Here is a 24,481-nt window from a genome sequence, read left to right as displayed (position 1 = left end):
GAAAGGAGGGGAGGAACTTTAGGTTTAAACGAGAATGATTGTTATCTTTCTGTTACAAGCCCGGCGCTTCCTGAAGCACCACATCGGTCGGATTTACCTTCTTCGGCTTGATCAGGCTGAAGTCGATCAAGGCTTTCTGCTGGCGCATATATGGATTGCCGATCAGCTGTGGGCGCGGTTTGAAGCTGTCGCTCACCAGGCTTTTGCTGCGGTCCAGTTCATTGAAGCTCAGCCCGGCCAGGTCGGCCCAGGTGTGAATCAGCTGTGAGCTGGTGTACGGGCGTTGCAGGTCGCTTGCGAAACTCCAGTCGTGGGTTTCGCGCCATTTTGGCGAGGCGTAGGCCATGAAGGGAATGGTGTACATCGGCGCAGTCGGTTTGCCTTCGTTACGTCCCAGCGTGGCGTGGCCCGCGGAGTCGAATACGTCTTCGCCGTGGTCCGACAGGTACAGCAGGAAACCGTTTGGATCGGTCTTGGCGTAATCCTTGATCAGGCTCGACACCACGAAGTCGTTGTACAGCACCGCATTGTCGTAGCTGTTGTAGGTGGGCAATTGGTCATCGCTGATACCCGCCGGCACGCCTTGGCGATCAGTGAACGTGTCGAAGGTCGGCGGGTAGCGGTACTGGTAGCTCATGTGGGTGCCAAGCAGGTGCACCACGATGAACTTGCGTTCGGCCGGATCGGCCAGGGCCTTGGAGAATGGCGCAAGGACGTCGCCGTCGTACTGGCGGGCGTTCTGGTTACGGTTGTTGTTCAGGTAGACCTGTTCGTCGGCCTGCTCGGAAAAGGTCGTGAGCATGGTGTTGCGCTTGGTCATGGTCTGCTGGTTGGTGATCCAGTAGGTCTTGTAGCCGGCCTGTTTCATCACGCTGACAATCGACGGCGTTTTCAGGTACAGGTCCGGGTTCTCCTCGTCGGCAAACGTCAGCACCTGTTGCAGCGCTTCGATGGTATAGGGGCGCGGGGTGATGACGTTGTCGAACACGGCCAATTGGTCGCGCAGCTTGTCCAGTTCCGGCGTGGTGTTGCGCGGGTAGCCATAAAGGCTCATGCGCTGGCGGTTGGTGGACTCGCCGATGACCAGCACCAGGGTCGAGGGCTGGCCGGCCATGGTGTCCTTGAGATTGGTCAGGGGCGGGATCTGGCTGGCGCTGTCGAGCATGCCTTGCATGTTGTCGAGTTGTTCGGTGTAGCGCCGATAGGCAACGATCATCTGCCAAGGCACGGCAGGCTCGATGCGCGATTCGAAGCGGTCGATGGCGTCGTCCATCGTGTCGCTGCGGGCGATCTGTTTGACCAGCGGGTAACCGATAATGGCCACCAGGATCGCAGTTGCCGCCACCAGGGCCTGGCCGCGTGGCAGGTACACGGGGCGCACTCGGGTCCACAGGAAAATCGCCACGGCGGTATGGGCAATAAAGGCCAGCACGATCCACCAGGCGAAGTACTGGGTGGCGTACTCGCCCGCTTCAGAGATGTTCGATTCGAACATGATGAAGATGACGCTTTGGGAGAATTCCTGCTGGTAAATGAAGAAATAGCCCAGGCTGGCCATGGAGCAGGCCCACAGCACCACACCGATCAGGGCGGCAAGCAAGCGCGTACGGCGCGGGAAAACGAGTAGGGGGGCAAGCCACAGTGCGCTCATGAAGAACGCTTGGCGAAAACCACTGAAGCCGGACGTGCCGCTGAGTTGAATCAGCAGCTGGGTGATACCGGAGAAGTACCAGAAAAACAGGAATAACCAGCCAAGACCGGCCCAATCAAAGCCTTTCGCAGACTTAGTGCTGCGTTCGAACAGTGCCATCCAGCGCTCCAACCCGGTAATTTTTCAGTCGCGCGCAGGGCTGCGCGCAACGGAGGCCACCCTTGCATGGGATGGCCCTTGGGGGCGGGAGTATCGGGAGGTGCGTGTGAAAACTTTGTGAGATTTTTGTAGCCGTTATCTTACAAAGTGATGACGGGGCTCAGCAGAGCGCAGGTTGCGCGCCGGAGGGCTGGTCCAGTTGGGCTTGAATGATATGAGCACGCAGGCGCATGACCTCGTGCTGCAACTGGTCGCGTTCGTCTTTCAACTGGCGCAGTTCATCGCGACGGAGCGTGACGTAGAGGGTCTGGGGAGGACGGGTCATCTGTGCAGTGCTCATTGCTTACCTCGCAAATAGCCGGTGTGTCGCGGTGTGCCAGAACGCTTGAGTCGAGGTTCTCGGCATCAGTCGGAAGCAATTCTGAATTCTTTTTCAGCGCAATGGAACTTTTTTATTTTTGGCGGTCGTGTGACTTTTGCTAGCGTGATGGTGAAACGATGGCAACTTTTTCTCATGAAACTACATGGATCTGCCCCTGACTAACCCTCATTAGCCTCATTGCGCTATAAACTATGTCACACATTTATTTAGTAGTTAGGAGCATCAGCACATGCAACTGGGGATTATCGGACTAGGCCGCATGGGCGGGAATATTGCACGGCGCCTGATGCTCAATGGGCATTCCACCGTTGTTTTCGACCGTAACGAAGCATTTGTCAAAGGCTTGAGCGAGGAGGGCGCCACGGGCGTCTCCGACTTGAAAGCCCTGGTTGCCGGGCTGCAAAAGCCTCGCGCCGTGTGGGTGATGTTGCCGGCAGGCGACCCCACTGAAAACACCATCAATGAACTCAGTGAGCTGCTCGAAGACGGTGACGTGATCATTGATGGCGGCAACACCAACTATAAGGATGACGTTCGTCGCGGCAAGGCACTGGTGCAAAAGGGCCTGCACTACGTTGACGTCGGCACCTCCGGCGGCGTCTGGGGCCTGGAGCGCGGCTACTGCATGATGATCGGTGGCGACACCGAAACCGTACAGCGCCTCGACCCGATCTTCGCCGCCCTGGCGCCGGGCCTGGGCAGCATCCCGCGCACCAAGGACCGTTCCGCCAGTGCCGACAAGCGCGCCGAGCAGGGTTACATCCACGCCGGCCCAGCGGGTTCCGGGCATTTCGTCAAGATGATCCACAACGGCATCGAGTACGGGATGATGCAGGCCTTCGCCGAAGGTTTTGACATCCTCAAGACCAAAAACTCGGACAACCTGCCCGAAGACCAGCGTTTCGACCTCAACGTGGCCGATATCGCCGAAGTCTGGCGCCGTGGCAGTGTGGTCTCGTCCTGGCTGCTCGACCTGACCGCCGACGCCCTGGCCACCGACCCGAAACTCGACGGCTACTCCGGTTCCGTTGCCGACAGCGGCGAAGGCCGCTGGACCATCGAAGCCGCCATGGAACAAGCCGTGCCGGTACCGGTGCTGTCCACCTCGTTGTTTGCGCGGTTCCGTTCGCGCCAGCAGAGCACTTACGGTGACAAGATGCTGTCTGCCATGCGCTTCGGCTTTGGTGGTCACGTGGAGACTTCCAAAAAATGACCGCTAACGGCAAGAAACCCAAGGCCGAACCCGCTCCACCGACCACCTTGTTTCTGTTTGGCGCCCATGGCGACCTGGTCAAGCGCCTGCTCATGCCGGCGCTGTACAACCTCAGTCGTGATGGCCTGCTGGGTGATGGCTTGCGCATCGTGGGTGTTGATCACAACGCTATCAGCGATGCCGACTTCGCCAAGAAGCTGGAGGATTTCATTCGCACCGAGGCCGCAAGCAAGGTCAAGGGCAATGCGGACAATGCGTTGGACCCGGACTTGTGGGCGCAGTTGGCCAAAGGTATCAGCTACGTCGAGGGTGATTTCCTCGACGACAGCACCTACGCCGACATCGGCAAGAAGATCGCCGACAGCGGCACCGGCAATGCGGTGTTCTACCTGGCCACCGCGCCGCGCTTCTTCAGTGAAGTGGTGCAGCGCCTGGGCAGTGCCGGATTGTTGACGGAGACTGACGACAGCTTCCGACGTGTGGTGATCGAAAAGCCGTTTGGCTCCGACCTCGCCACCGCCGAAGCACTGAACGCCAGCCTGCTCAAGGTGATGAGCGAGAAGCAGATCTACCGCATCGACCATTACCTGGGTAAGGAAACCGTACAGAACATCTTGATCAGCCGTTTTTCCAATGTGCTGTTCGAGGCGTTCTGGAACAACCATTACATTGATCATGTGCAAATCACCGCCGCCGAAACCGTTGGCGTGGAAACCCGAGGCAACTTCTTCGAAAAAACCGGCACCCTGCGCGACATGGTGCCCAACCACCTGTTCCAGCTGCTGGCGATGGTGGCCATGGAGCCGCCAGCGGCCTTTGGCGCCGACGCGGTGCGCGGTGAAAAGGCCAAGGTGATCGGTGCGGTACGGCCGTGGTCCCTGGAAGATGCACGGGCCAACTCGGTGCGCGGGCAGTACACAGCGGGCGAAATCGGCGGCAAGCAGATGCCGGGCTACCGCGAAGAAGCCAACGTCGCGCCCGACAGCAGCACCGAGACGTTCGTTGCCCTCAAAGTGATGATCGACAACTGGCGCTGGGTCGGCGTGCCGTTCTATCTGCGAACCGGCAAGCGCATGAGCGTGCGTGACACAGAAATCGTGATCTGCTTCAAACCGGCGCCGTATGCGCAGTTTCGCGACACCGAGGTCGATGAACTCAAGCCCACCTACCTGAAAATCCAGATCCAGCCCAATGAAGGCATGTGGTTCGACCTGCTGGCGAAAAAGCCTGGGCCGACCTTGGATATGGCCAATATCCAATTGGGTTTTGCCTACAAGGACTTCTTCGCGATGCAGCCGTCGACCGGGTACGAAACCCTGATCTACGACTGCATGACGGGTGATCAGACCTTGTTCCAGCGGGCCGACAATATCGAGAACGGCTGGCGTGCGGTACAGCCATTCCTCGATGCGTGGAAGGAAGATGATGGGATCCAGGCTTACAAGGCCGGTGAGGATGGTCCTGCGGCGGCAGATGCGTTGCTGGCCCGCGATGGTCGCACGTGGCATAGCCTCGGATGAGTGATGCCGCGATTCATCCCGTCCGTTTTATCCTCAGCGACGTGGACGGCACGTTGCTGCACCCGGACCACAGTCTTAGCCAGCGCACGATTGATGCGGTCAGTGCGTTGCGCGAGGCCGGGGTGTTTTTCAGCCTGGCCAGCGGTCGACCACCCAAAGCCATGCTGCACCTGATCGAGACCTTCGGGATCGATGTGCCGGTGGCCGGTTTTAATGGCGGCACCTTGATCAACCCGGATGGCAGCATTCTGGTTGCCCACCACCTGCCGGCCGAGGCGGCACTGGTGACCTTGGCGATGTTCTCGGCCGAGCCGGACGTGGAAGCGTGGGTATTTGCCGACGGTGACTGGCTGCGCCGCGGCCCGCCGGGACCGGTGGAACCGCGAGAAACCCATGGCCTGGGGTATGGGCCGGTGGTGGTGGAGAGTTTCGAGCCTTATTTGGATCGGATCGACAAGATCGTCGCCGCGAGTAACAACACACAGTTACTGGTGGAACTGGAAGCGCGTTTACAGCCCAAGGTGCAAGGCCTGGCGCAAGTATCGCGTTCGCAACCGATTTATCTGGATGTGACGGCCATGCTGGCCAATAAAGGTGAGGCCTTGAAGACCCTGGCGGCGCACCTTGGGGTGCCGCTGGAGCAGGCGGCGGCCATCGGTGATGGGGGTAATGACCCGGCGATGTTTCATGTGGCCGGACTATCGATTGCCATGGGGCAGGCGGAAGAAACCGTCAAGCGCCAGGCCAATGTGGTCACCGGCAGTAATATCGATGACGGCGCTGCAGAGGCAATCGAGCGGTTTATTCTCGCTGCGCAATAAAAGTGTCTTAACTTAAATCAGCCAACTTCCGATCAGTGTTTTGCAGTGATCGGAAGTTGGCGTAGCGACTTACTTCGGCATGGCCCACGACTGCAACTGGTAGCCATCTTTGTCGAGTTCGGCGCGGGCCTGCAACAGCAAGTCTTCCAATTGCGCCGGGTCGCTGTAGGTGTTCGACGACAATTGTTTGCTGCCGATACGGGTATTGGTACGGTCGACGACGCTCAGGCTCAGGGCGCCATTGCCATCGTGCCAGGCCACGCACTGAAAGGGCTGGAAAGCACGGTCTGCGATCAAAAGAGCTTCGTTGATGCGGAGCGGGGCGTTCATGTGGGTCTCTCTCTAAATGCCCATTCAAGTGAGTACCGGCGGTTGGGCTGACCGTGCGGCGGGTTACTTGTACTGATGCACGATGACGGGGTACGGGTCACATGTTAGAGCAACAAATTTCAACCTTTCCTGATTAACGTCATGTAAGCAGCTGTTTTGAAAGCTGAATGAAGGTTTTAGCGTGGCATAACTTTTTTGCCGGAACCCGCAGATGCTGGCTTTTTGCTCGCACTTATAGCGAAACGGTACAAGGCCTGTGTCAAGATTTTGCTAGTGTTAGCGCTGGACGTCACAAGCTATTGTTTATAAATAACTTTGTCGCCACTAACCAACAATTTTGACGCCAAGGAATAGTCATGGTTGTTACACCTGCGCAACGCCGCTTGCTCGTGGTCGATCCGTGTGATGACTGCCATGGGCTATTGCCCGGTTTGCGCACCGCCGGTTGGGAGGTGGACAGCTGTGCGTTGGAGGCGGTAGGCGACCGGTCTTGTGACGTGGGTTTGCTGCGCTTGCAGCCCTATCACCTGGAACGTCCGGAAGCGGTCAAGGAGCTGATTAGCCGCAGCGGCACCGAGTGGATCGCAGTGCTTAGCCAGGACGTCCTGCGCTTGCAGAATGTCGGTGATTTTGTCTGCGAATGGTTTTTTGACTTTCATACCTTGCCGTTTGACGTGTCTCGTGTCCAAGTCACCTTGGGGCGTGCATTCGGCATGGCGCGCTTGCGCGGCAAGGGCAACACCCCGGTGGATGAGGGGCATGAACTGCTCGGTGACAGCCGACCGATTCGTGAGTTGCGCAAACTCCTGTCCAAACTGGCGCCCACCGAATCCCCGGTATTGATCCGGGGCGACAGTGGCACCGGCAAGGAACTGGTGGCCAAGACCCTGCATCGCCAGTCCCAGCGCCATGCCAAGCCCTTTGTCGCGATCAACTGCGGCGCGATCCCGGAACACCTGATCCAATCCGAATTGTTCGGCCATGAAAAAGGCGCGTTCACCGGCGCCCATCAGCGCAAGGTCGGTCGCATCGAAGCGGCGAACGGCGGCACCTTGTTCCTTGATGAAATCGGCGATCTACCCATGGAGCTGCAAGCCAACCTGTTGCGGTTTCTCCAGGAAAAACAGGTCGAGCGCGTCGGCGGCAGCCAACCCATCCCCGTGGACGTGCGGGTGTTGGCCGCGACCCACGTCGACCTTGAGGCCGCCGTGGCCCAGGGCCGCTTCCGTGAAGACTTGTACTACCGACTCAACGTGTTGCAAGTCATCACCGCGCCGCTGCGCGAGCGCCATGGCGACGTCGCGATGCTCGCCAACCACTTCGCGCGCTTTTACAGCCAGGAAACCGGCCGTCGCCCACGCAGTTTCAGCGAAGACGCGCTGGTCGCCATGGGCAAGCACCCGTGGCCTGGCAACGTGCGCGAATTGGCCAACCGCGTGCGCCGTGGCCTGGTACTCGCCGAAGGGCGGCAGATCGAAGCCGTTGATCTGGGATTGATCAGCGAACAGGCAATTTCGCCACCCCTGTCTACACTGGAAGACTACAAGCACCGCGCCGAACGCCAGGCGCTGTGCGATGTGCTCAACCGGCACAGCGACAACCTGAGCGTCGCGGCCCGCGTCCTGGGAATTTCCCGGCCAACGTTCTACCGGTTGCTGCACAAACACCAGATCCGCTAGGGCGGGTAAACCGAAAAGCCCCGTAACGACCCTTATCGTTGCGGGGCTTTTCCTTTTATTGCGCTGCTGCGCTGGCGCTGACTTTTGCTCTTGATTTGGCTCTTGATCTTGATCTCAGGCGCCCCGTCAAACACGCTGGCCGAACGCAGGCTTGAATCCGTGGGTAACCCGGCAGGACGCCGGGTTAGCCGCACTGGGCCATGGATGGCCCATTGCGGCGGCCCACGGATTCAAGCCGGAGTGAGGCCAGCGTGGTTAACGGGGCGCTTAAGATCAAGATCAAGGTCAAGATCTAAAGCAAGATCAAGAGCGGCTCAACAGATTCCTCAAACGCCCTAGAAGTAATACGGAAACTTCAGGCTAAACGTAAAGTCCGGCGCATCATCCGTCATCCCAATCGCCAGGTTCGGCACGATGGTCAAATTATCCGACGCCGCAATCGTCATCCCCACGTTGAAGTACCCTGCGTTCGCATCACTGGATACCACCGACTGCCAGTCCCCGCCATTGGGCTTGAGCCGACTCTTGCGCTGCACCAGGTCCGACACCGAGAACGACATACTCATCTTCTCGTTGAGGGCAAAGGCCACGCCGACGCCAAATTGGAAGCTGTCGCCCAGGCTGACCTTGCCGCCGACCTTCTGGTTGACGTCACTGCTGATGTCATCAAACGAATCTTCGAAGTTGTGGGTGTAGGACAGCGAGCCGAACAACACCGCCGGGTCGAAGGTCTTGACCAGCGAGATCCCCGGCGTGACCGACCAGACGCCGTTGCCCGTAGGCAGGCTTTCCGGCACGAACAGGTTGTCGTTGCCGGGTGTATTGACCAGCTTGATACCAAACGGCTCTTTACCCGTAGGCGCCTTGACCCGCACCGACACCACGGCGTCTGGCAGGTTGGGGGTTTCGTCGAGGAATTTGTACGCCACACCGAAGTTGACGTCGCCGATGGTCGGGTCGCGAGTGACCGAGGCTTCCGAGGTCGCGGTGCCGTTGTTGCCGGCTCCGGCTGACTGGTAGGTGGAGTCGCGGTACACCACGGGGACGTTCACGTCGAACTGCCAGCGGTTATCGAGGTTGTAGCGCCCGGTCAGGTCCAGGGTCCAGTTGTCGGACTTGATCCGGTCCAGGTTGATGTTGCCGAGGAAAATCGAGTCCAACGCCAGGAAGCCGTTAAGGGTCAATTGGCGAGCGTCATATCGGGCATAGGTAATGCCGGTTTCAAAGCTGAACTTGCCATTGCCAAAAAAGCCGCTGGCTTCGTTATAGAGGTTGCTCACACTTTGTGCAGGTGCCGAGTCGTCCTTGAGGGACTGGCCATAGGAGCTGCCGCCGCCGCCGCCCGCGCCGCCGGACGCTGCTGCGGCGCCCGTACCTGCGACGGTGGCGCCGCTGGCTTTCTGAAAGTCTGCCGGGGATTTGGCCAGGCGTTTGGGCGCCGGTGCCGCCGGCTGATCTTCGACCTGGCGTACCCGTTGTTCCAGGACCGCCAAGGCTTTTTGCTGAACGTCATACCGCTGCTTGAGTTCCAGAAGCTCCTGTTTGAGCGTTTCGATATCGGCATCTGGCGCGGCATACAGAACGGATGCAGGCAAGAGCGTACTTAAACAGACTACCGCGCGGAGCGATAACGATCGATGCATGAAGTAAGCCGTCCTTTTCCAATGCGTAAGTGACGAGGGTCAGCGTAGTTCAATAACCGAGGGTACGTAGGCCTTTGAGTTGGTCCAGATTGCAGTTGAGCGCGCCGTTGTTCAAACCGTTGTTGTTCATCACCACATTGAGCTGGGTCATGTTGTTGACGAAGTTGGTGTTGCCGGTCAAAACCGTGCCTTGCAGCACCGTGCCGCTGCCGATCTGCTGCACACTGTTGCCCTGGTTATGGTTGGCCTGGATCGCCATCTGCAGGCCGCCGTTGTTGGCCGACACACTGACCCGGCCTGCTGCGCTGTCCCCGGTCACCGTGCCACCGGCAACCAACACTTGCCCCGATTGCACGATGTTGGAAGGTGCAAAGCCATTCTCGACGGTGATGCCCACGTTGTTGTAGGCGGTGTTGCCATCGCCCGCGGTGCGCACGCTCTGGGTGACGCCTTGGCCACTGCCCAGGCCGGCGCCGCCTGTGACCGTGCCGGTACCGGTGTTCGGGTTGGTACCGTTGCCGGTCGAGCCGGTGGTCTGTACGTAGAATTGTGGGGTGATGGTCGACGAGTCGACCTGCATGTTGGCCTTGCCTGTGATGGTGTCACCCACGGCGTTGGTCCAGGTGCTGCTCATGACAATGCCGAAGCTGATGATTCGCCCCGGCATCACGTAACGGCCGCGCAGGTCGGCCATTTCCGAATCCTTGAGTTCGATGGGTTTGAACCCCGATGAAGCATAAGCGGGCATTGAGGCGGCCAGACACATGACCGTCAGCCAACGGGAAGTGTTCATCTTCTGCTCCTGGAGCATCCTGCCCCTTATTGCGCTTCTTAGAAGAAGTCGCTCTGGATAAAACCGAAATCCATCAGCTCGGCATCGCCTACGGGCCTGAACTCATTCAACTGGTTCTTGGCGGTCAGCGGGGTAGGCGGGTCGAGCAAGACATTGGCCTTGTCGTAACCCTCGCCCAGCACGGCAAACACGATGCCATTCCAGCCCTTGACGAAATCGTCGTGCGAGTAGCGTTTATGGCCCAGTACCGGGTCGCCTATGTAGACCCAGTTCTTGTCGGCGCGCTGCATCACCACGAAGTGCTTGTAGCCGCGAATTTCCAGCAGTACCACCACAGGGATTTTGACGGTGACCAAGGTGTCGGCCCCAATCTTGTAGCCCCGGGCACGCATGCCGATGCTTTCGAGGTAGCGCTTCATGTCCAGCATGGAAAAGCCCTGGGTACGCACCAGGTCCTGGTCAGCAGTGACCAGCATGCCTTTGATGATGTGATCTTCGTCGACGTCCAGCCAATAGGCCTGGCGCAGGATGGTGGCGAGTGCCGCAGCACCGCAGCTGAAATCGGTTTTCTGTTCCACCAGGTTGGCGAAGCGGCGTTCGCGGATACTCTCGACCTTCTTGAAGATCACTGCACCGCCAGGCATGGCTGAGATGGCCATGGTGCCTGCCCACGCAGGGCCGGTGAGTAACATCAGGAGGGTGAGGGTCGCGAGGCGCATGATCGACTGACCTGTTGGACACTGGAATAAAAAAGGGGCCTTGTTGCCAAGGCCCCGTTGGATCAGAAGCGCACGCCGCTGGCGCAGACAGTGCAACCTTGACCGATCGACAGGCTGTTGCTGCCTTGGTTGCCGGCACCGGATTGCAGGTTCACACCCACGTTGCCGGAGTTGCGGTTAACCGAGTTGTCGAGGCTGGAGTTGTTGGACACGTATTGGGCCTTGCCGCCATGGCCATAGCCGTGGCTGGTTGCAGCGGTGTTGAGGTAGCTGTTGCCGAGCGAGTTTTGCTCGGTGTTGGCGGCTGCAGCGATGTTTTTGCCGTCAGCAGTGGTGATTGCCAGGTTGTTTTTACCCTGGTTGCCTTGACCGGCCTGACCGTTGTAACCCACGTTGCCGGAGTTACCGTTAACCGAGTTGTCCAGGGAGGCGTTGTTTTGGGTGCCTTTGTTGCTGTAGGTATTCAGCAAGCTGTTTTGATTCACATCGACGACCGCGAATACGGTTGCAAAGTCGCCTTTGGCACTGGAGATCGCGCCGGAGTTGTCTGCCTGGTTACCACTGCCCGACTGGACGTTAACACCGGTATTACCGCTGTTGCTGTTTACCGAGCCATCGGCAGAAGCGTTGTTTTCGGTGTTGGTGTCGTCAAACCGGTTGCCCGCGCTGTTTTGCACGTCGGTCACGACAGACGCAACCACGCCGGTTGGTTGAGGCGCAGGGTGCCAGCCACCACCTGCTTGAGCTGCAGCAGCCATGAGTGCGGCGAGAGCGAAAACCATTGGTTTCAGAGCCATTTGAGGTTTCATGGTGTTTCTCCTTGCTTCTAATTAGTTGGTTAAGTGTTGGTACGGTCTGACTAGTGCTACCAAGCAGTTACTTGATAGTGATGCCTAGGGTGTTAGCCACTCGGTTCCCCACCCCGGCACTCTGGTTCACCTGAATCACTCCTCGGCTGCCTGTGAAGGCCTGGTCGCTGGTGGCGACTTGGCGGCTGCCAGTGGTGGGGGTGAGCCCTGAGTCGGTCAACTGCGTCGTGTTCTGTTGCAACAGGACGCTGTCATCGATGCTTTGCGGGCCAGGGTTGATGCTGATCCGCACGGCGTTGATTGATTGGTTATTGGCCCCGGCCGACTGGTTGATGCCCAGTACACCGTTGCCGCTGGTGAAAGAGGTGCCCTGGATCGCCGCTTTGGCATTCAGGGACCGGTCGACGCTGCCGTCCAGGCGCTGGAGGTTGACGTTGGTGGCCTGGCCACCGAGCGCAATGGCGCGGCTGTTGGACATTTGTTGCTGATTACCCGCCGCCTGGTTGATCGACACCACGCCTTCGTAGTGTTGGCCGCTGTTGTTGATCACCGCGGTGTTGTCGGCGAAGGCCGGGGCGCTGGCCAGCAGGGCGAGCACGAGCAGGGAACGGTTCATTACTTGCCCCCCATCATGCTGCCGATGTTGTTCAGCGGCGCCATGCCGCGCTGGATCGAATCACTGATCTGCCCACCCATGCTGCTGCCCGCACCGTGGCCGGCGGCAGAGCCAGCCCCCAGGGTGGACATGCTGTTTTGCGTGGCATGCAGGCCAGTCAGCGTGTTGTTCGTCGGGATAGCGCCGACGATGCTGGAGCCGCTGCTGATCCCGCCGATATCCATATCACTGAGCTCGCCAGTGGCATTGATGATGTCGCGGCTGGGATTGGCGTTGGCGGTGGTGGGGTAGGGGTCTTTACCGAAGGCGGCGCGGCCGTACATATGAGCCTGCACGTTGCGCCCTGTCACGATCACGCCGTCACCTGCAAAGCTGGGAACACTGATGCCGACGCTGAGTACACAGCTGATCAGCAGTACGTTCATCGAACCTTGAGTGAGTGTGATCACGGCGGCATTCCTTATTCTTCGCGCTGACCCTAAACAGCGCTGTAAGGGATAGAGCAGAAGCCGTGCCGCTTTTTATATTTCGTTGTTTTTCAATGGGTTGACGTTATTCGAGGGCAAAGTGATGTCAGTGCTGTTTCAGGGCTGATACACCTACGGCCAAGGCACGCGCGCGCGGCCGTACCACAAACGATTCACCCGGCTGTATCAGCGGTGAAACACTGCACATGACAAATCGATGAATCCGCCCAGTACGGGCGATGCAGAGCAGGCGTGTGTTTCAAAAATGGACACAGCAGGCGCGAAAAAGCCCAGGTGCGTGGCTAAGGCTCAGCCTTTGGGGGATTGACGCGGGATGGAGTTGAGCACGGGGTTGCCATCCTGGTTCTGGGTCAGGTAGACCGGCAAAACCTTGGGCAGGGACGGGATGAGGTTGTGAACCTCATTGATGTTGTAGATGCCGCCGATACGAATTGCCCCGGTGCTGGCATCCGCCAGCATCACCGGTTTGTTCAGGTAGCGGTTGATCAATGGCAGCGCATCGGCCAGGGCCAGGTTGTCGAGGATCAGCTTGCCCTGGCGCCAGGCCAGGGCGGTGTCGTTTGGATTGATCGTCGTTACCCGTGGCGTGGCATCGCCGTGTTGATAGCTGGCCTGCATGCCCGGCGTCAGGGGAACGCTGCCGTGCTGCTGGTCGCTGGCAATCTGTACCGAGCCTTCGAGCAGCATCACGCGCACCTGATCGCCATACTTCCAGACGTTGAACTGGGTGCCCGTCACCTGCACCTGGCCTTCGCCGGCACGCACGATGAACGGATGGGTGCTGTCATGGGTGACCTTGAAAAATGCCTCGCCTTTTTTCAGCGTGACCCGACGCTGGTCTTTGTAATTGCTGTAGACCAGCTCGGTGCCCAGGTTCAACTCCACCTGGCTGCCGTCTCCCAGCGTCACCTGGCGTAAACCATTGCTGGCTTCGAAACGTTCGTAGGCGCTGGGCAGCCAACCCGCTTCCCAACCGGTGAACGCGGCCAGGGGCAGTGCGCCCAGGCAGATCGCAGCGGCTACGGCGTAAGTACGCAGTCGACTGCGAGGTTTGAACGGCACCACGCAGGCGATAGGTTCGGTGCGGGGCAGGTGGTCGGCGACGTCCCAGATTTCCAGCATCGCCGCGTATTCAAACGCGTGCAGCGGGTGGCTATCGTGCCAGTGCGAAAAAGCCTGACGCTCCGCCGGGGTGCAATCACCCGCGTGCAGGCGCATGCACCAATGCGCGGCGGCCTCGGTGATGGCGTCATATTCGGCTTCTGAAAGGGACTTTTCGCTCATTAACTCATCCTGATTTCCCACATTCTAACCCCCAGGGTGGACCGCGAGAACAGCCATCATGGCGATTGCACATCAATTGGAAGCCATTCTCGTTTGGGCGTGCCCGAAAATGTTCGTATGACCCCCGCGCCGCTCAGGCGCCTTCATCCAGTACACGCCCCAGTTCAGTGATCATGCAGGTCACGGAATCGGCGTTGGCCAGGATGGTGTCTATGCGCTTGTCGCTGTTGCTCATGAAGACTGTGCGGGCATCTTCAAGGGTTCTGCATCCGGTGCTGCTCAGCACTTTTTTCTTGTTGTCGCTGCTGAAGTCCTGCCACTCCTGGGTAAAGGCGTCCCAGGTCCGAAAGAGCATCGAGATGGGGGTCGAAAGGGACAGCGCGTTTTCACGCAAGTCGGTCAAGTCGGTTTTCATGGCGCTGGACCCGCTGATGTTGACGTTTATCAGGTCCGGGAACGGTCGCATGCTGTCCAGGTAAGCCAAGTCTTCGGTCAAGGACTTGATGTGGGTTATCTCGTGAATCAGCGTGGTTGCCCGTGCATGGGCCGAGAGGTTGAACGGCGTGGTCAAGCGGTTCTGGTAGATGTCCATGGGCGGGTCGAAGAAACGGTCCAGCAGGTAGATTTTGTGGTCCGCGTCATCGGGCAGTACAAAGGCAAAGTTGGTATGGCGGTCGAGGCGATGGGTGCCGCTGACAAACCGCATGGAGTCGGGGCCGATGAGCGTGTGGTTAGTCAACTCATCAAGTACCTCGTCGACCCGCCGCTCGACTCTCTGCAACTGTTCGGACGTCAGCGTGACAATGCCGAACAACTCACTGAAAAAACGCCCGAGCCGGCTGCCGGGAGCGCGCAGCGTCGCGAAGTGGAGGAGGTTGCGTTTGGCGGTGACGGCATAATACGTCGCGACATTGAGCGCCTCATTAATGCATTGCGCTTTCCAACTGGATAACGCAGCGATCGCCCGTATGCCCACTGCTTCAATATTGATGGCTTCTCGTACCGCCATGCGGTTGAAAAAGTTGTATGAGTAGCGACTCAGGGTTTTGCCGTAGCGCGGGTGGTGGCGGTCGAGGTCCAGCGTCCACTCACCCTGCGCATTGGACTGTACGTAGGGACCCTGTTGCTCGGCCTGGCTCAGGCACCAGTGCTCACCGGCTTTTTTCACCGGATAGACTTTTCCCGCCAACGGCACGAAGTGGCGGGTGTTGGTTTTGTCCGCGTAAACGTGGGTCTGCGCGCTTTTTTCCAGGTCAACCAGTGCTACGTCACGCGCTTCAAACGCGTTCAGTTGTGTACGCCCCGGCGCCGTCAGACCCAGCTCGGCCAGGCTGGTCGCCGCCGGGGGGCGTTGCTCCAGGGTGGTGCTTTCCTGGGCAGGCGAGGCCGGCGGGAAGAGCGCATCCAGCCCCTTGCGCAACGAGGCCAACTCGGCCACCCCGCCGGCAAAGGTTCTGAGCGCGTTTTGCCAGCGGTGCTGCTGCAGGTTTTCTGCGGAGGCAAGGAACAGTTTGTAGCTGCGCCACACCACCATTGGGTAGGCCAGTTTACCCGGCAGAAATTGCAGGCTGTTGTGGATCCCTTTGGTCAGCAGGCTGGTAACCGCATCCCACTGGGTCTTGCCCGACGGGGTGAACTGGCGATCGAGCATCTGCAACAGCTGCTCGATGTTGTCTTTGAACAGTTGCTCAAGCAGGTTGCCCGTGATCGGGGACGCGCCCAGATGGATGTCCGAAGGCTTGCGGCCCCAGCGTTGGCGTAGCAAATTGCGATACGTGGCTTGATGCGGCGCCTGCAACTGGCCGACGACCCACTCCTGCAGGGCTCCAGGGCTGGTGAACTCATTGAGGAGCGCGGCTTCATTGGCGTACTCCTTCAATAAATGTGTGGCGCTGCAAGGCGCATACAGGACCGACGGACCTGAAGCACCGGCCTCAGGACCGATCAGGTAGCAGCCCAGCGCCTTGGCCTTTGCTGCGCCAGCGGTGGCGATCAATTCCAGGGGGCGAATGATTGCCGTCACACCCCTCACGGCGGCGCGTGCCACGCCATCGGGCATATCAAAGACTTGCGCGATGAAGCCCCAGGCCGATGCGGACAGTCGCTCGTCCAGTTTCAGTTGGTGGGCGTATTGCAGGAGTTGCCACGGCAGCTGCCGGCAGAACAAGTGCCGGCGTTTGCGGGTGTCCTCGCTCTGGCCTTTGAGGTGAGTGGTCAGCTGTTGTTGAAAATGGCTTTTCAGGTCGAGCTGTCGAACCAATTGCTCTATGGCGTTGCCATCGAGTGTGTCGGGCAGTGGCATTGCGGTGCGCGATCGTAGCCGGATTTCGTCGGCGCGCAGTTCAGGCAAGTGCCGCAGGGCGAAGTCCGTCAGGCTCAGCGCGTTGCCTTCAAGGCCGATACGGCCGGCGATCAGTATGTTGTCAGGGTTGACCAATTGCCCTGGGAACCGCTTAGCCAGCAGAGTCGAGAGGCTGCTCACCGCGTGTTCGCGCATAGGCGTGATGCTGTGAAGGTAGTCGCGCTCGTCCAGCGCGGCGAGGCGGTACTGTTCGAGCAGTTCGGCCTGCAGAATTTGCTCGTCGGGCCGGGCGAGGCCCAGCCAGACCGGCAATTCCTGCTGGCGGATCATAGCGCGCGCCATGCTGATCGCCCTGGGGAGGTTGGACGGCGGTGCTCGGCGGATCAGCGCGTCCATACACTCCTGAAAGCGTTTTGCGCCCAGATTCATCAAAAGCAGATGGTCAATTTCGTCCCGTACCAGATCACTGTAGGTCTGTTGGCGATTGTTCAGCACATGATCATCAATACGTTGCAGCGGCCCGAGCCGATAGGTTTGATGGGGTAGCCGCCTGGACACCGCGAGGTTCTCTATCAGGTACAAACGGTTCAGAGGATCCTGCAAACGTTGTTCCAGCGCTTCGCGCAAGGCCCTGATTGACGCAAAGGCCTCAAAACCGCAACGCGGCGTCCACAGCAATGCGGCCCCGGAATGAACGGGGTCCAGGCCGCCCCGTTCGGTCAGTACAAAACAATTGGCCAGGGGTTGGGGCTGAAGAGTGGCACCCAGGTTCAGGGTCAGGCCAAAGGCATCCGGCAGAAAACCGTTCAGCCCATGGCGGTGCTGGCGGCTGCGCAGACTGTCAGGGTTGAGCACGCTGGCCAGCAGGGCAAGATTGCCCGGTGACAAGCTCTTGTACAGCCGGCTCAGTTCAGCCTCGCCGCTCAAGCCCTGTAACATCGCGTAGCTAAGGTGCGCCTGGTTGTTTTCCAGCAGTTGGTGCGGCAATTGGCGAAGGTCGTGCTGGGTGAACGTCTTCATGGCCTGATCAATCACAGCATTGAAGCTATCGACCGTCAGGTTGTTCAGTTTGTTGGCGCGGCCTTCGCGGCGGGGGCCGTAGAACCAGGTGTGGGGGGAATTCTTCAGGGCGGAGGCTTTGTGGACCACGCGTTTGATGAAGTGCGTGACCATACTGGTAGAGGTCTGCGGCAATCGTAACTCACGCTCCTGCGCCGCTGTGGCGTAGGTGTTGATGTAGACCTCGGCGGGTTTGAGGTCCAAGTGCTTTTTGGTCAACACGACCTCCAGCGCGTGGGCCGCAAGCTCGCTCAGTGTTATGTACTGCTTGCGCTTCAAGGCCATTGCGTCCTCGATGGACAGCAAGGTCTGCAGTTTGCGTTTGGCCTGCTCCGCCCGCACGGTGGTGGGGCGGCCATTGCCCAGGTTGACGGGGTGCACCGTCCAGCGCCCACCGGCATCCTGCTCCAGCAAGCGACTGTCGAGCATGGTGCGCACATCCAGTGCATGGTCGAGCAGCGCCGCCAGGTCAATGTCGCTGGCGCTGCGTCGATAGAGCCCCAGCGCATGTTCCAGGTTACTTAGCTGCTTGGCGACGATGCCGTCGAGCATGTCCTGGAATACGTTACCGGCGATAGGCTGTCCGGTGACCTGGATCTGGTTCATGCCAATAAACAGACTGCGTTCGTCCAGCGACAGGAAGTTGAGCAGTTCGTCCTCATGCCCTGCGGCCTTGAGCATGGCCAGCAGCGTGGCGTTGAGATCATCGAGGTCCTTGAGGACCTGCAGGCCGCGGGTTTGGGTATAGAGATACGCGTGGGAGTTGCTGATCATCAGCGTACTGGCCAGCTCGACATAGTGGTGATAGGGCGCGTGAACCTGCACCTTTTCTATGCGCAGGTGGCGGGCAGATTCGGTCCTGGCGGCCTGGTTCGGGAGGAGCACGGCTCGCAGCGATTGGCTTTCCTCAGTGGACAGGATCTCGTCCTGGTGCTTGAACAGCAGGTCGGCGCGAAATTTTTCACTCATCACCTCGGCAAACAGCTTCAGGCGTGAATTGCCCGCGTTGATATCTTCGTTCCAATAGGTTTGCAGCAGGCTGCCGAGTAACTTCGCGAGAATACCGCTGGTTTGTTCGACCACGCTGTCCCAGCGTCGCTGGTCCTGGATCAGTTGCTCCTGGGTAAAAGCGCGGGTGTCATGCTTGGAGTTGAAAAACGTGTGGGTTTGATCCGTTGGCCAGGCTTGATTGACATAGAACCGCAACAGCACGTCGCGCAGAGGGTCTGAGGCGACCCAGCGGCTGTTCTCCCCGGCCGAGGCGAGGCTGAAGAAGTTTACCCGGGTATCCGCCTGGTTCAGGCCTGGAAAATAGGACCGCGCCATGATGCCGAGCAAGGTGTCGAGCATGCTGTGCAGGTTGGGCAGTTTGCGCAACTCGTCGAGCATCCACGCGACGTTTTTCTGTTGCGCGGCCAGGATGGCCTGCTCCTGGTCATGCATCACCGCGCCGAGGATGACTTCAGCGGTCACGGTAGGGCGTGCCGTCACCGGCAGTAGATCACGCTCGCTGATCGCCAGAAACCGCAGCAAATCGACGCGCTGCTCGGGTTGCGTGAGGCGCTCCTGCAATTCACTGAGCAGGAAGGCGCGGCTCTCGAACAGCTCCAGGCCGCCATAAGGGGTGTAAAGCACGGCTTTGTTATCGTCAGGGGTCGGGCTCATCATAAATGCGCCGGCCAGAGCAATGGCGGATTGCCCCGTGGGGTTGAGCAACAAGCGTTCCACCCGCATCGGGTAGCTGTGCATGGCCGGGTTCTGGCGTGCAGCGTCGTTGGCGCCGTACAGCGTGAACAGCCAATCGAGGTCCTTGACGGTAAGCCCCAGCGCGCGCTCACGCTGCGTGGGGGTTTTGCGCCTTACCGGACGCAGGAATTCATCGAGAAAGTACGGCGGGGTGATGTGCGCCATGGTACGCGTCTCCAACGTGGCGGGTAGTAAGCCCTCAAGGTAGGGGCTGCCACAGAGTGCTTGGCGGTACATAACTGGGTGGGTTCGCAAGCAGCCGTTGACAGCAAGCACGGCAGGCGTTGTTTAATCGACGGTCTGGATTGTTGTTGTCTCTTCCAATTATAAAATCGGAGCTACAGATGTCTGCCCAGTCCCCGATAGTTGAACATGCCACTGCCTTGATTGAGTTCAACGACCTGGTGGGGTTGTTGCACGCGGTGTTTATCAAGCACGGCACCTCACCCGAGGTTGCAGCGATCCTGGCGCACAATTGCGCCAGCGCCGAGCGCGACGGCGCCCATAGCCACGGGGTCTTCCGCATCCCTGGTTACCTCAGCACCCTGGCCAGCGGTTGGGTCAACGGCAAGGCTGTGCCTGTGGTCACTGACGTGGCGTCCGGCTTTGTGCGCGTCGATGCGTGCAATGGGTTCGCCCAGCCAGCCCTGGCTGTGGCGCGAGGGCTGCTGGTCGAGAAGGCGCGCAGTGCCGGCATCGCATTGATGGCGATCCATAACTCCCACCACTTCGCGGCCCTGTGGCCAGACGTCGAACCCTTCGCCGAAGAGGGCTTGGTGGCGCTGAGTGTGGTCAACAGCATGACCTGCGTGGTGCCCCATGGCGCCGACCGGCCGTTGTTCGGCACCAACCCCATCGCCTTTGCCGCGCCGCGTGCCGACGGTGCCCCGATTGTGTTCGACCTGGCCACCAGCGCCATTGCCCACGGCGACGTGCAGATCGCCGCGCGCAAAGGCGAGCGATTACCGCCGGGCATGGGCGTCGACAGCCTCGGCCAACCCACCACCGACCCTAAAGCCGTGCTTGAAGGCGGCGCGTTGCTACCGTTTGGCGGCCACAAAGGCTCGGCATTGTCGATGATGGTCGAGCTGCTGGCGGCGGCGTTGACTGGCGGCAACTTCTCCTTTGAATTCAATTGGGCTGATCATCCGGGGGCGCGTACGCCGTGGACCGGGCAGTTGCTGATCGTGATCGACCCGAGCAAAACCGCGGGGCAGAATTTTGCCGAGCGCAGCCAGGAACTGGTGCGGCAGATGCATGCGGCGGGGTTGCGACGGTTGCCCGGTGATCGACGTCATCGCACACGGGCGAGGTCGTTGGAGGCGGGAATTGAGCTACAGGCTCAGGACTTGGCGCAATTGCAGGCGTTGGTGATGGACTGAGCAGAGGCTGTGAGGCTGCGTTGGCGGCCCCGCAGATTGCGGGGTGTCAATACGTCCGCCACGCAGCCTCGCCAAGGCTCGACAGCTGCTACTCGAACCTGATGCGTATCGGGCTCGATCAGTTACGACGACCCAGCAACAGGCCCACTACCAGGCCAAAGCCCGCGGAAATCGCCACGGTCTGCCACGGGTGGCCACCGATGTAGGTCTCCGTGGCATCCACCACCGGCTTGCTGCGCTCGCGCACGCTGGACACCGAGTCCAAGGCTTGCTTGAGTTTGATTGCGACTTGCTCGCGCAGGGTTTCGCCTTCTTCGCCCACCAGGGCAGCGCTGCTTTTGAGCAATTTGTCCGACTCTTCGATCAGCGCGGTGAGTTCGCTGAAGGCTTGATCCTTGATTTGGTCTTCGACGGCTTGGGCAGCAGTTTTGCGGGCCATTGGGTGACTCCTTGCGAGTGAATGTGACAGTGAACAATGGAGTATCGCGTGATGGCAAAAGTTGCAGTTTTTTTGCCGTGGCGTGCTCTTGAGCAAAATCCGAATCAGGAAATTTCGACCTACAGTGTAAGATGTCGCCTATTTGTGCAGCAGGTAATTCAACATGAGCTTCAATCTCGCCAACAAGACCCTCGCCGAACGCGCCGAGCTGGAAGATGAAAAGTCCCGACTCTACGACCTGTGGCAAACCAACCTGGGCAAGGCCAAGGGCGAAGCGGCGCGGTTGTTTGGCGAGCGTGCCAAGCGCAAGGGCAAGTGGGCCGAGTGGGTTCGCGCAGAGCTTGATGGCATGTCGCCGCCGGAGTTTTCCGGCATGGTGCGCAGCGAAGTCAACAAGTTGATGGCGGCGGCGAAGTAAAGCTGGCGGCAATCGCTTCGCGTACTTTGAGCAGCATCGGATCCAACTGGGCCTGGGTGCGCCAGCCCAGTTCCACCGGGTAACGCGGCAGTGCCAGCGGGCAGGGCAATACGCGCAAGCCGGTCATCTCGGCAATCGCCTGTGCCGCATGCCCCGGAATGGTTGCCACCGCGTGGCCGCCCTTGAGCAAAAACGGCAGCGCGGCAAAATGGCTGGTCGACGCACACACTTGGCGACTCAGCCCTTGCGCTGCCAACCCCTCATCGGTGATGCCGATAAACCCGCCGGACGACACCAGCACATGCTCGCGGGCGACGAACTCGTCCAGGCTGATGCTCACCTGTTGCGGCGCGAGACTGTTGGGGTCCACCAGACAGCGGTAATCACCTTCTGCCAACACCTGCCGACTCAAGCGGTTCTGCGCAAACCCGCCGGCGGTAACTGCCAGGTCGAGTGTGCGGTCGAGCAGGGCGTCAGCGACGATCTGGCTGTGGGTCTGACGAAAAATCACACGCAGTTTCGGTAAACGTCGGGCGATCTCCTGCATCAAGCGGCGGCCGTAGGCAATTTCAAAGTCGTCGGACAGCCCCAGTACCACGGAGCGCCCCTGATAATGCGGATTGTCCGGGTTGACCATGGCCAGGCTTTGCCGGCAGCGCTCCAGCGCCTCAGTGATCACCGGCTTCAATTGGTTGGCCCGCAGCGTCGGCGCCAGGCCTCGGCCAGTGCGCACGAACAACGGGTCGCCGTAGACCTCGCGCAAGCGGCGCAAGCCCGCGCTGATGGCCGATTGCGTAACACCCAGGCGCAACGCTGCGCGGCTCGCGCTGGATTCGTCATGCAGGGCTTCGAAGGTTTTCAGCAGGTTCAAGTCGACCTGGGCGATATTCATTTGGCTCATATCATTCAGTGCTGAGGTGGGCTTTATTCATGATCACGGCTGGCCGGAGAATGGGCAACCCCCCTTCTTCGGAGTGATCGTGATGCCTGTTTCCACTGTAGCGGCTTTGCAAATTGGCTCATTGCCGGGCGGCAAGGCCCAAACCCTTGAGCAAATCCTCGGCTACGAGGACGAGATCACACGCAGCGGCGCGCAACTGGTGGTCATGCCCGAGGCGCTGCTCGGCGGTTATCCCAAAGGCGAAGGCTTCGGCACGCAACTGGGCTACCGCCTGCCCGAGGGGCGCGAAGCCTTTGCCCGTTACTTTGCCAACGCCATTGATGTGCCTGGCGTCGAGACCGAGGCGCTGGCCGGCCTGTCGGCGCGCACCGGGGCCAGCTTGGTGCTTGGCGTGATCGAGCGCAGTGGCAGCACGTTGTACTGCACCGTGTTGTACATCGAGCCAACGGGCGGCCTGGTGGCCAAGCACCGCAAACTGATGCCCACCGGCACTGAGCGCCTGATCTGGGGCAAGGGTGATGGCTCGACCTTGCCGGTGATCGACACGGCAGTCGGGCGGATCGGCGGCGCCGTGTGCTGGGAAAACATGATGCCGCTGCTGCGCACGGCGATGTACGCCAAGGGCGTGGAGGTGTGGTGCGCGCCAACGGTGGACGAACGCGACATGTGGCAGGTGAGCATGCGCCACGTGGCCCACGAAGGACGCTGTTTTGTGGTGAGCGCGTGCCAGGTGCAGGCATCGCCCCACACGTTGGGGCTGGAGGTTGCCAACTGGCCAGCAGACCGCCCGTTGATTGCGGGCGGCAGTGTGATTGTCGGCCCCATGGGCGATATTCTCGCCGGGCCATTGCTGGGTGGCGCGGGGCTATTGACGGCGCAGATCGATACCGATGACTTGGTGAAGGCGCGGTATGACTATGACGTGGTGGGGCACTATGCCCGCCCGGATGTGTTTGAGCTGACGGTAGATGAACGCGCCAAGCCAGGCGTGCGCTATATCACCGATTGAAACCGGGTCGACATGCTGGAGGCCGGCTTGATAAGCCGGCTTCACACGGTTTGAGTGTAAGAGGGCGCCCTCAGCGTTTGTGGGCTTGGGATTCCAACCACTCCTCGCGGGTCATCTCCCAGATATCCCGTAGGAAAGTGCCTTCGACAAACTGCCCCTCATCCGTCCTGATCAGCCGCATCCCCGTACGCTCGGAAATCCGCCGCGACCCCAGGTTGGGTGCGGCCTTGGGCACACGCATCAGCGGGCGCTGCAGCACGGTGAACCAATAGTCGGTCACCGCCGCACTGGCTTCGGTCATCAGCCCATGGCCCTGCCACGGTAGCGCCAGCCAGAAACCACGGTTGTTATCCACTTCATCCATCAGGCTGACATTGCCGATCAGTTGCTCAGGCGCGGTTTTGAGGCGGATTGACCAATGCCATTCCTCGCCCCGAACCATTGCAGGCAAAGCCACGTTTTGCAGATAGGAGAGGGCGCCGTCGACTGGGTAGGGCCAGGGCACGAGGGCGTTGAGGTAACGCACCACCTCCCAGTGGGGAAAGTGCTGTTGGACCGCGTCGGCATCGTCCAGCGTCAGCGGGCGCAGGATCAGGCGTTCGGTATAAAGGGTGGGCAGCGCATCCATGTTGCAGGAACTCCATGTTTACCAAGTGGCAGAGTTAGGCAGGTCCAGGGTACCGCGATCCACAAACCGCATCGTGCCAAACAACCCGCCCGCGAGTTTGCCGCGCAGTACATAAGGCAAATTGTTCAAGCTCTGGGTTTGGCTCAAGCCCAGGGTTTGGCGCAACACAGAGAACGCCGAAACGCTGACCGGTACCCTCAGCACCGTCTCCGAAAAGCGTGGAATGCTGCCGGCCTGATCGCTCACGCCGGAGGCTAACGGTCGGCCATTGACCTCCAGGTCCAGGGCCACGCCGTTGTAGTCGATCGCTGTTTCATTGGGGTTTTGCACCCGCAGTTTCACCACGAAGCGCACTTCCAGTTCCTGGCTTTGCAGGGGCTCGATGCCCACCACCGTGATGTTGACCGGGTCGCGGTTGGGGAACAGCGCGCAGGCGCTCAAGGTCAGCAGCAACAGTGATAGAACCATGAGCTTGCGCATACAAAGGTGC

The 24,481-nt window shown here is 59.9% G+C and carries 22 protein-coding genes; 7 read left to right on the top strand and 15 right to left on the bottom strand.

The features are described from left to right. Window positions 1–52: 52 nt before the first annotated feature. Window positions 53–1,810: a phosphoethanolamine transferase CptA gene (locus tag AOA60_RS15870; protein WP_099585239.1), complete on the bottom strand. Its 1,758-nt coding sequence runs from the start codon at window positions 1,808–1,810 to the stop codon at window positions 53–55. 160 nt (window positions 1,811–1,970) lie between these two features. Next, entirely contained in the window at window positions 1,971–2,150 is a 180-nt protein-coding gene (locus AOA60_RS33050; RefSeq protein WP_256592840.1) for a DUF6026 family protein, read from the bottom strand. 271 nt (window positions 2,151–2,421) lie between these two features. Here AOA60_RS33050 and gnd point away from each other — a divergent pair, with 271 nt between their 5' ends. Genes gnd through AOA60_RS15855 form a run of 3 tightly spaced genes read left to right on the top strand, consistent with a single transcriptional unit; the run spans window position 2,422 to window position 5,746 of the window. Further along, window positions 2,422–3,405, top strand: coding sequence for a phosphogluconate dehydrogenase (NAD(+)-dependent, decarboxylating) (gene gnd, locus AOA60_RS15865; RefSeq protein ID WP_099585238.1), 984 nt, complete (start codon window positions 2,422–2,424; stop codon window positions 3,403–3,405). Further along, window positions 3,402–4,925, top strand: coding sequence for a glucose-6-phosphate dehydrogenase (zwf, locus tag AOA60_RS15860; RefSeq protein WP_099585237.1), 1,524 nt, complete (start codon window positions 3,402–3,404; stop codon window positions 4,923–4,925). The genes gnd and zwf overlap by 4 nt, the downstream gene beginning before the upstream one ends. Further along, window positions 4,922–5,746, top strand: coding sequence for an HAD family hydrolase (locus AOA60_RS15855; protein WP_099585236.1), 825 nt, complete (start codon window positions 4,922–4,924; stop codon window positions 5,744–5,746). Before zwf ends, AOA60_RS15855 begins: the two co-directional genes overlap by 4 nt. A 69-nt stretch (window positions 5,747–5,815) precedes the next feature. On the opposite strand, the gene AOA60_RS15850 is transcribed toward AOA60_RS15855, so the two are convergent. Further along, on the bottom strand, window positions 5,816–6,076 hold the full coding sequence (locus AOA60_RS15850; RefSeq protein ID WP_099585235.1) for a hypothetical protein: 261 nt from the start codon (window positions 6,074–6,076) through the stop codon (window positions 5,816–5,818). A gap of 356 nt (window positions 6,077–6,432) precedes the next feature. Here AOA60_RS15850 and AOA60_RS15845 point away from each other — a divergent pair, with 356 nt between their 5' ends. After that, a complete protein-coding gene (locus AOA60_RS15845) occupies window positions 6,433–7,755 on the top strand; it encodes a sigma-54 dependent transcriptional regulator (protein WP_099585234.1) in 1,323 nt (440 codons plus the stop codon). A gap of 335 nt (window positions 7,756–8,090) precedes the next feature. On the opposite strand, the gene AOA60_RS15840 is transcribed toward AOA60_RS15845, so the two are convergent. From AOA60_RS15840 to AOA60_RS15805, 8 genes are all read right to left on the bottom strand, one after another. After that, on the bottom strand, window positions 8,091–9,398 hold the full coding sequence (locus AOA60_RS15840) for an autotransporter outer membrane beta-barrel domain-containing protein (RefSeq protein WP_099585233.1): 1,308 nt from the start codon (window positions 9,396–9,398) through the stop codon (window positions 8,091–8,093). A gap of 49 nt (window positions 9,399–9,447) precedes the next feature. Beyond that, window positions 9,448–10,191 carry a hypothetical protein gene (locus AOA60_RS15835; RefSeq protein WP_099585232.1) on the bottom strand — a complete coding sequence of 248 codons (744 nt, stop codon included), beginning with the start codon at window positions 10,189–10,191 and terminating at the stop codon, window positions 9,448–9,450. 38 nt (window positions 10,192–10,229) lie between these two features. Next, on the bottom strand, window positions 10,230–10,910 hold the full coding sequence (locus tag AOA60_RS15830; RefSeq protein WP_099585231.1) for a C39 family peptidase: 681 nt from the start codon (window positions 10,908–10,910) through the stop codon (window positions 10,230–10,232). 62 nt (window positions 10,911–10,972) lie between these two features. Then, a complete protein-coding gene (locus tag AOA60_RS15825; RefSeq protein WP_099585230.1) occupies window positions 10,973–11,719 on the bottom strand; it encodes a hypothetical protein in 747 nt (248 codons plus the stop codon). A 67-nt stretch (window positions 11,720–11,786) separates the two neighbouring features. Then, complete coding sequence (locus AOA60_RS15820; RefSeq protein ID WP_099585229.1) at window positions 11,787–12,335, bottom strand: adhesin; 549 nt, start codon at window positions 12,333–12,335, stop codon at window positions 11,787–11,789. Further along, on the bottom strand, window positions 12,335–12,784 hold the full coding sequence (locus tag AOA60_RS15815) for a hypothetical protein (RefSeq protein WP_099585228.1): 450 nt from the start codon (window positions 12,782–12,784) through the stop codon (window positions 12,335–12,337). Before AOA60_RS15815 ends, AOA60_RS15820 begins: the two co-directional genes overlap by 1 nt. 327 nt (window positions 12,785–13,111) lie before the next feature. Next, window positions 13,112–14,107, bottom strand: a complete 996-nt coding sequence (locus AOA60_RS15810) for a FecR family protein (RefSeq protein ID WP_099585227.1) — start codon at window positions 14,105–14,107, stop codon at window positions 13,112–13,114. A gap of 133 nt (window positions 14,108–14,240) precedes the next feature. Next, window positions 14,241–19,379, bottom strand: coding sequence for a DUF6543 domain-containing protein (locus AOA60_RS15805; protein ID WP_099585226.1), 5,139 nt, complete (start codon window positions 19,377–19,379; stop codon window positions 14,241–14,243). A gap of 179 nt (window positions 19,380–19,558) precedes the next feature. Here AOA60_RS15805 and AOA60_RS15800 point away from each other — a divergent pair, with 179 nt between their 5' ends. Further along, complete coding sequence (locus AOA60_RS15800; RefSeq protein WP_099585225.1) at window positions 19,559–20,596, top strand: Ldh family oxidoreductase; 1,038 nt, start codon at window positions 19,559–19,561, stop codon at window positions 20,594–20,596. Window positions 20,597–20,714: 118 nt separating this feature from the next. On the opposite strand, the gene AOA60_RS15795 is transcribed toward AOA60_RS15800, so the two are convergent. Then, window positions 20,715–21,035: a YqjD family protein gene (locus AOA60_RS15795; protein WP_099585224.1), complete on the bottom strand. Its 321-nt coding sequence runs from the start codon at window positions 21,033–21,035 to the stop codon at window positions 20,715–20,717. 163 nt (window positions 21,036–21,198) lie between these two features. On the opposite strand from AOA60_RS15795, the gene AOA60_RS15790 reads away from it, so the two are divergent. Beyond that, window positions 21,199–21,453 (top strand): hypothetical protein, encoded by a 255-nt coding sequence (locus AOA60_RS15790; RefSeq protein ID WP_099585223.1) that lies wholly within the window; start codon window positions 21,199–21,201, stop codon window positions 21,451–21,453. Here AOA60_RS15790 and AOA60_RS15785 read toward each other — a convergent pair. Next, window positions 21,425–22,345, bottom strand: coding sequence for a LysR family transcriptional regulator (locus AOA60_RS15785; protein WP_099585222.1), 921 nt, complete (start codon window positions 22,343–22,345; stop codon window positions 21,425–21,427). The genes AOA60_RS15790 and AOA60_RS15785 overlap by 29 nt on opposite strands. A gap of 91 nt (window positions 22,346–22,436) precedes the next feature. Between AOA60_RS15785 and AOA60_RS15780 the strand changes: the two genes are divergently transcribed. Then, entirely contained in the window at window positions 22,437–23,363 is a 927-nt protein-coding gene (locus tag AOA60_RS15780; protein WP_099585221.1) for a carbon-nitrogen hydrolase family protein, read from the top strand. A 70-nt stretch (window positions 23,364–23,433) separates the two neighbouring features. Here AOA60_RS15780 and AOA60_RS15775 read toward each other — a convergent pair whose 3' ends face one another. Together AOA60_RS15775 and AOA60_RS15770 are read right to left on the bottom strand one after the other, a co-directional pair. Further along, the gene (locus tag AOA60_RS15775; RefSeq protein WP_099585220.1) at window positions 23,434–23,991 is read right to left on the bottom strand and encodes a GNAT family N-acetyltransferase; all 558 of its coding nucleotides are present in this window, start codon (window positions 23,989–23,991) and stop codon (window positions 23,434–23,436) included. Window positions 23,992–24,009: 18 nt separating this feature from the next. After that, on the bottom strand, window positions 24,010–24,471 hold the full coding sequence (locus AOA60_RS15770) for an LEA type 2 family protein (protein WP_099585219.1): 462 nt from the start codon (window positions 24,469–24,471) through the stop codon (window positions 24,010–24,012). Window positions 24,472–24,481: the final 10 nt, after the last annotated feature.

The organism is Pseudomonas sp. 2822-17 (assembly GCF_002742485.1).
Lineage (GTDB): Bacteria > Pseudomonadota > Gammaproteobacteria > Pseudomonadales > Pseudomonadaceae > Aquipseudomonas > Aquipseudomonas cyclaminis.
The sequence above is the reverse complement of the archived record's forward strand: the minus strand, read 5'-3'. Positions and strand labels throughout refer to the sequence as shown.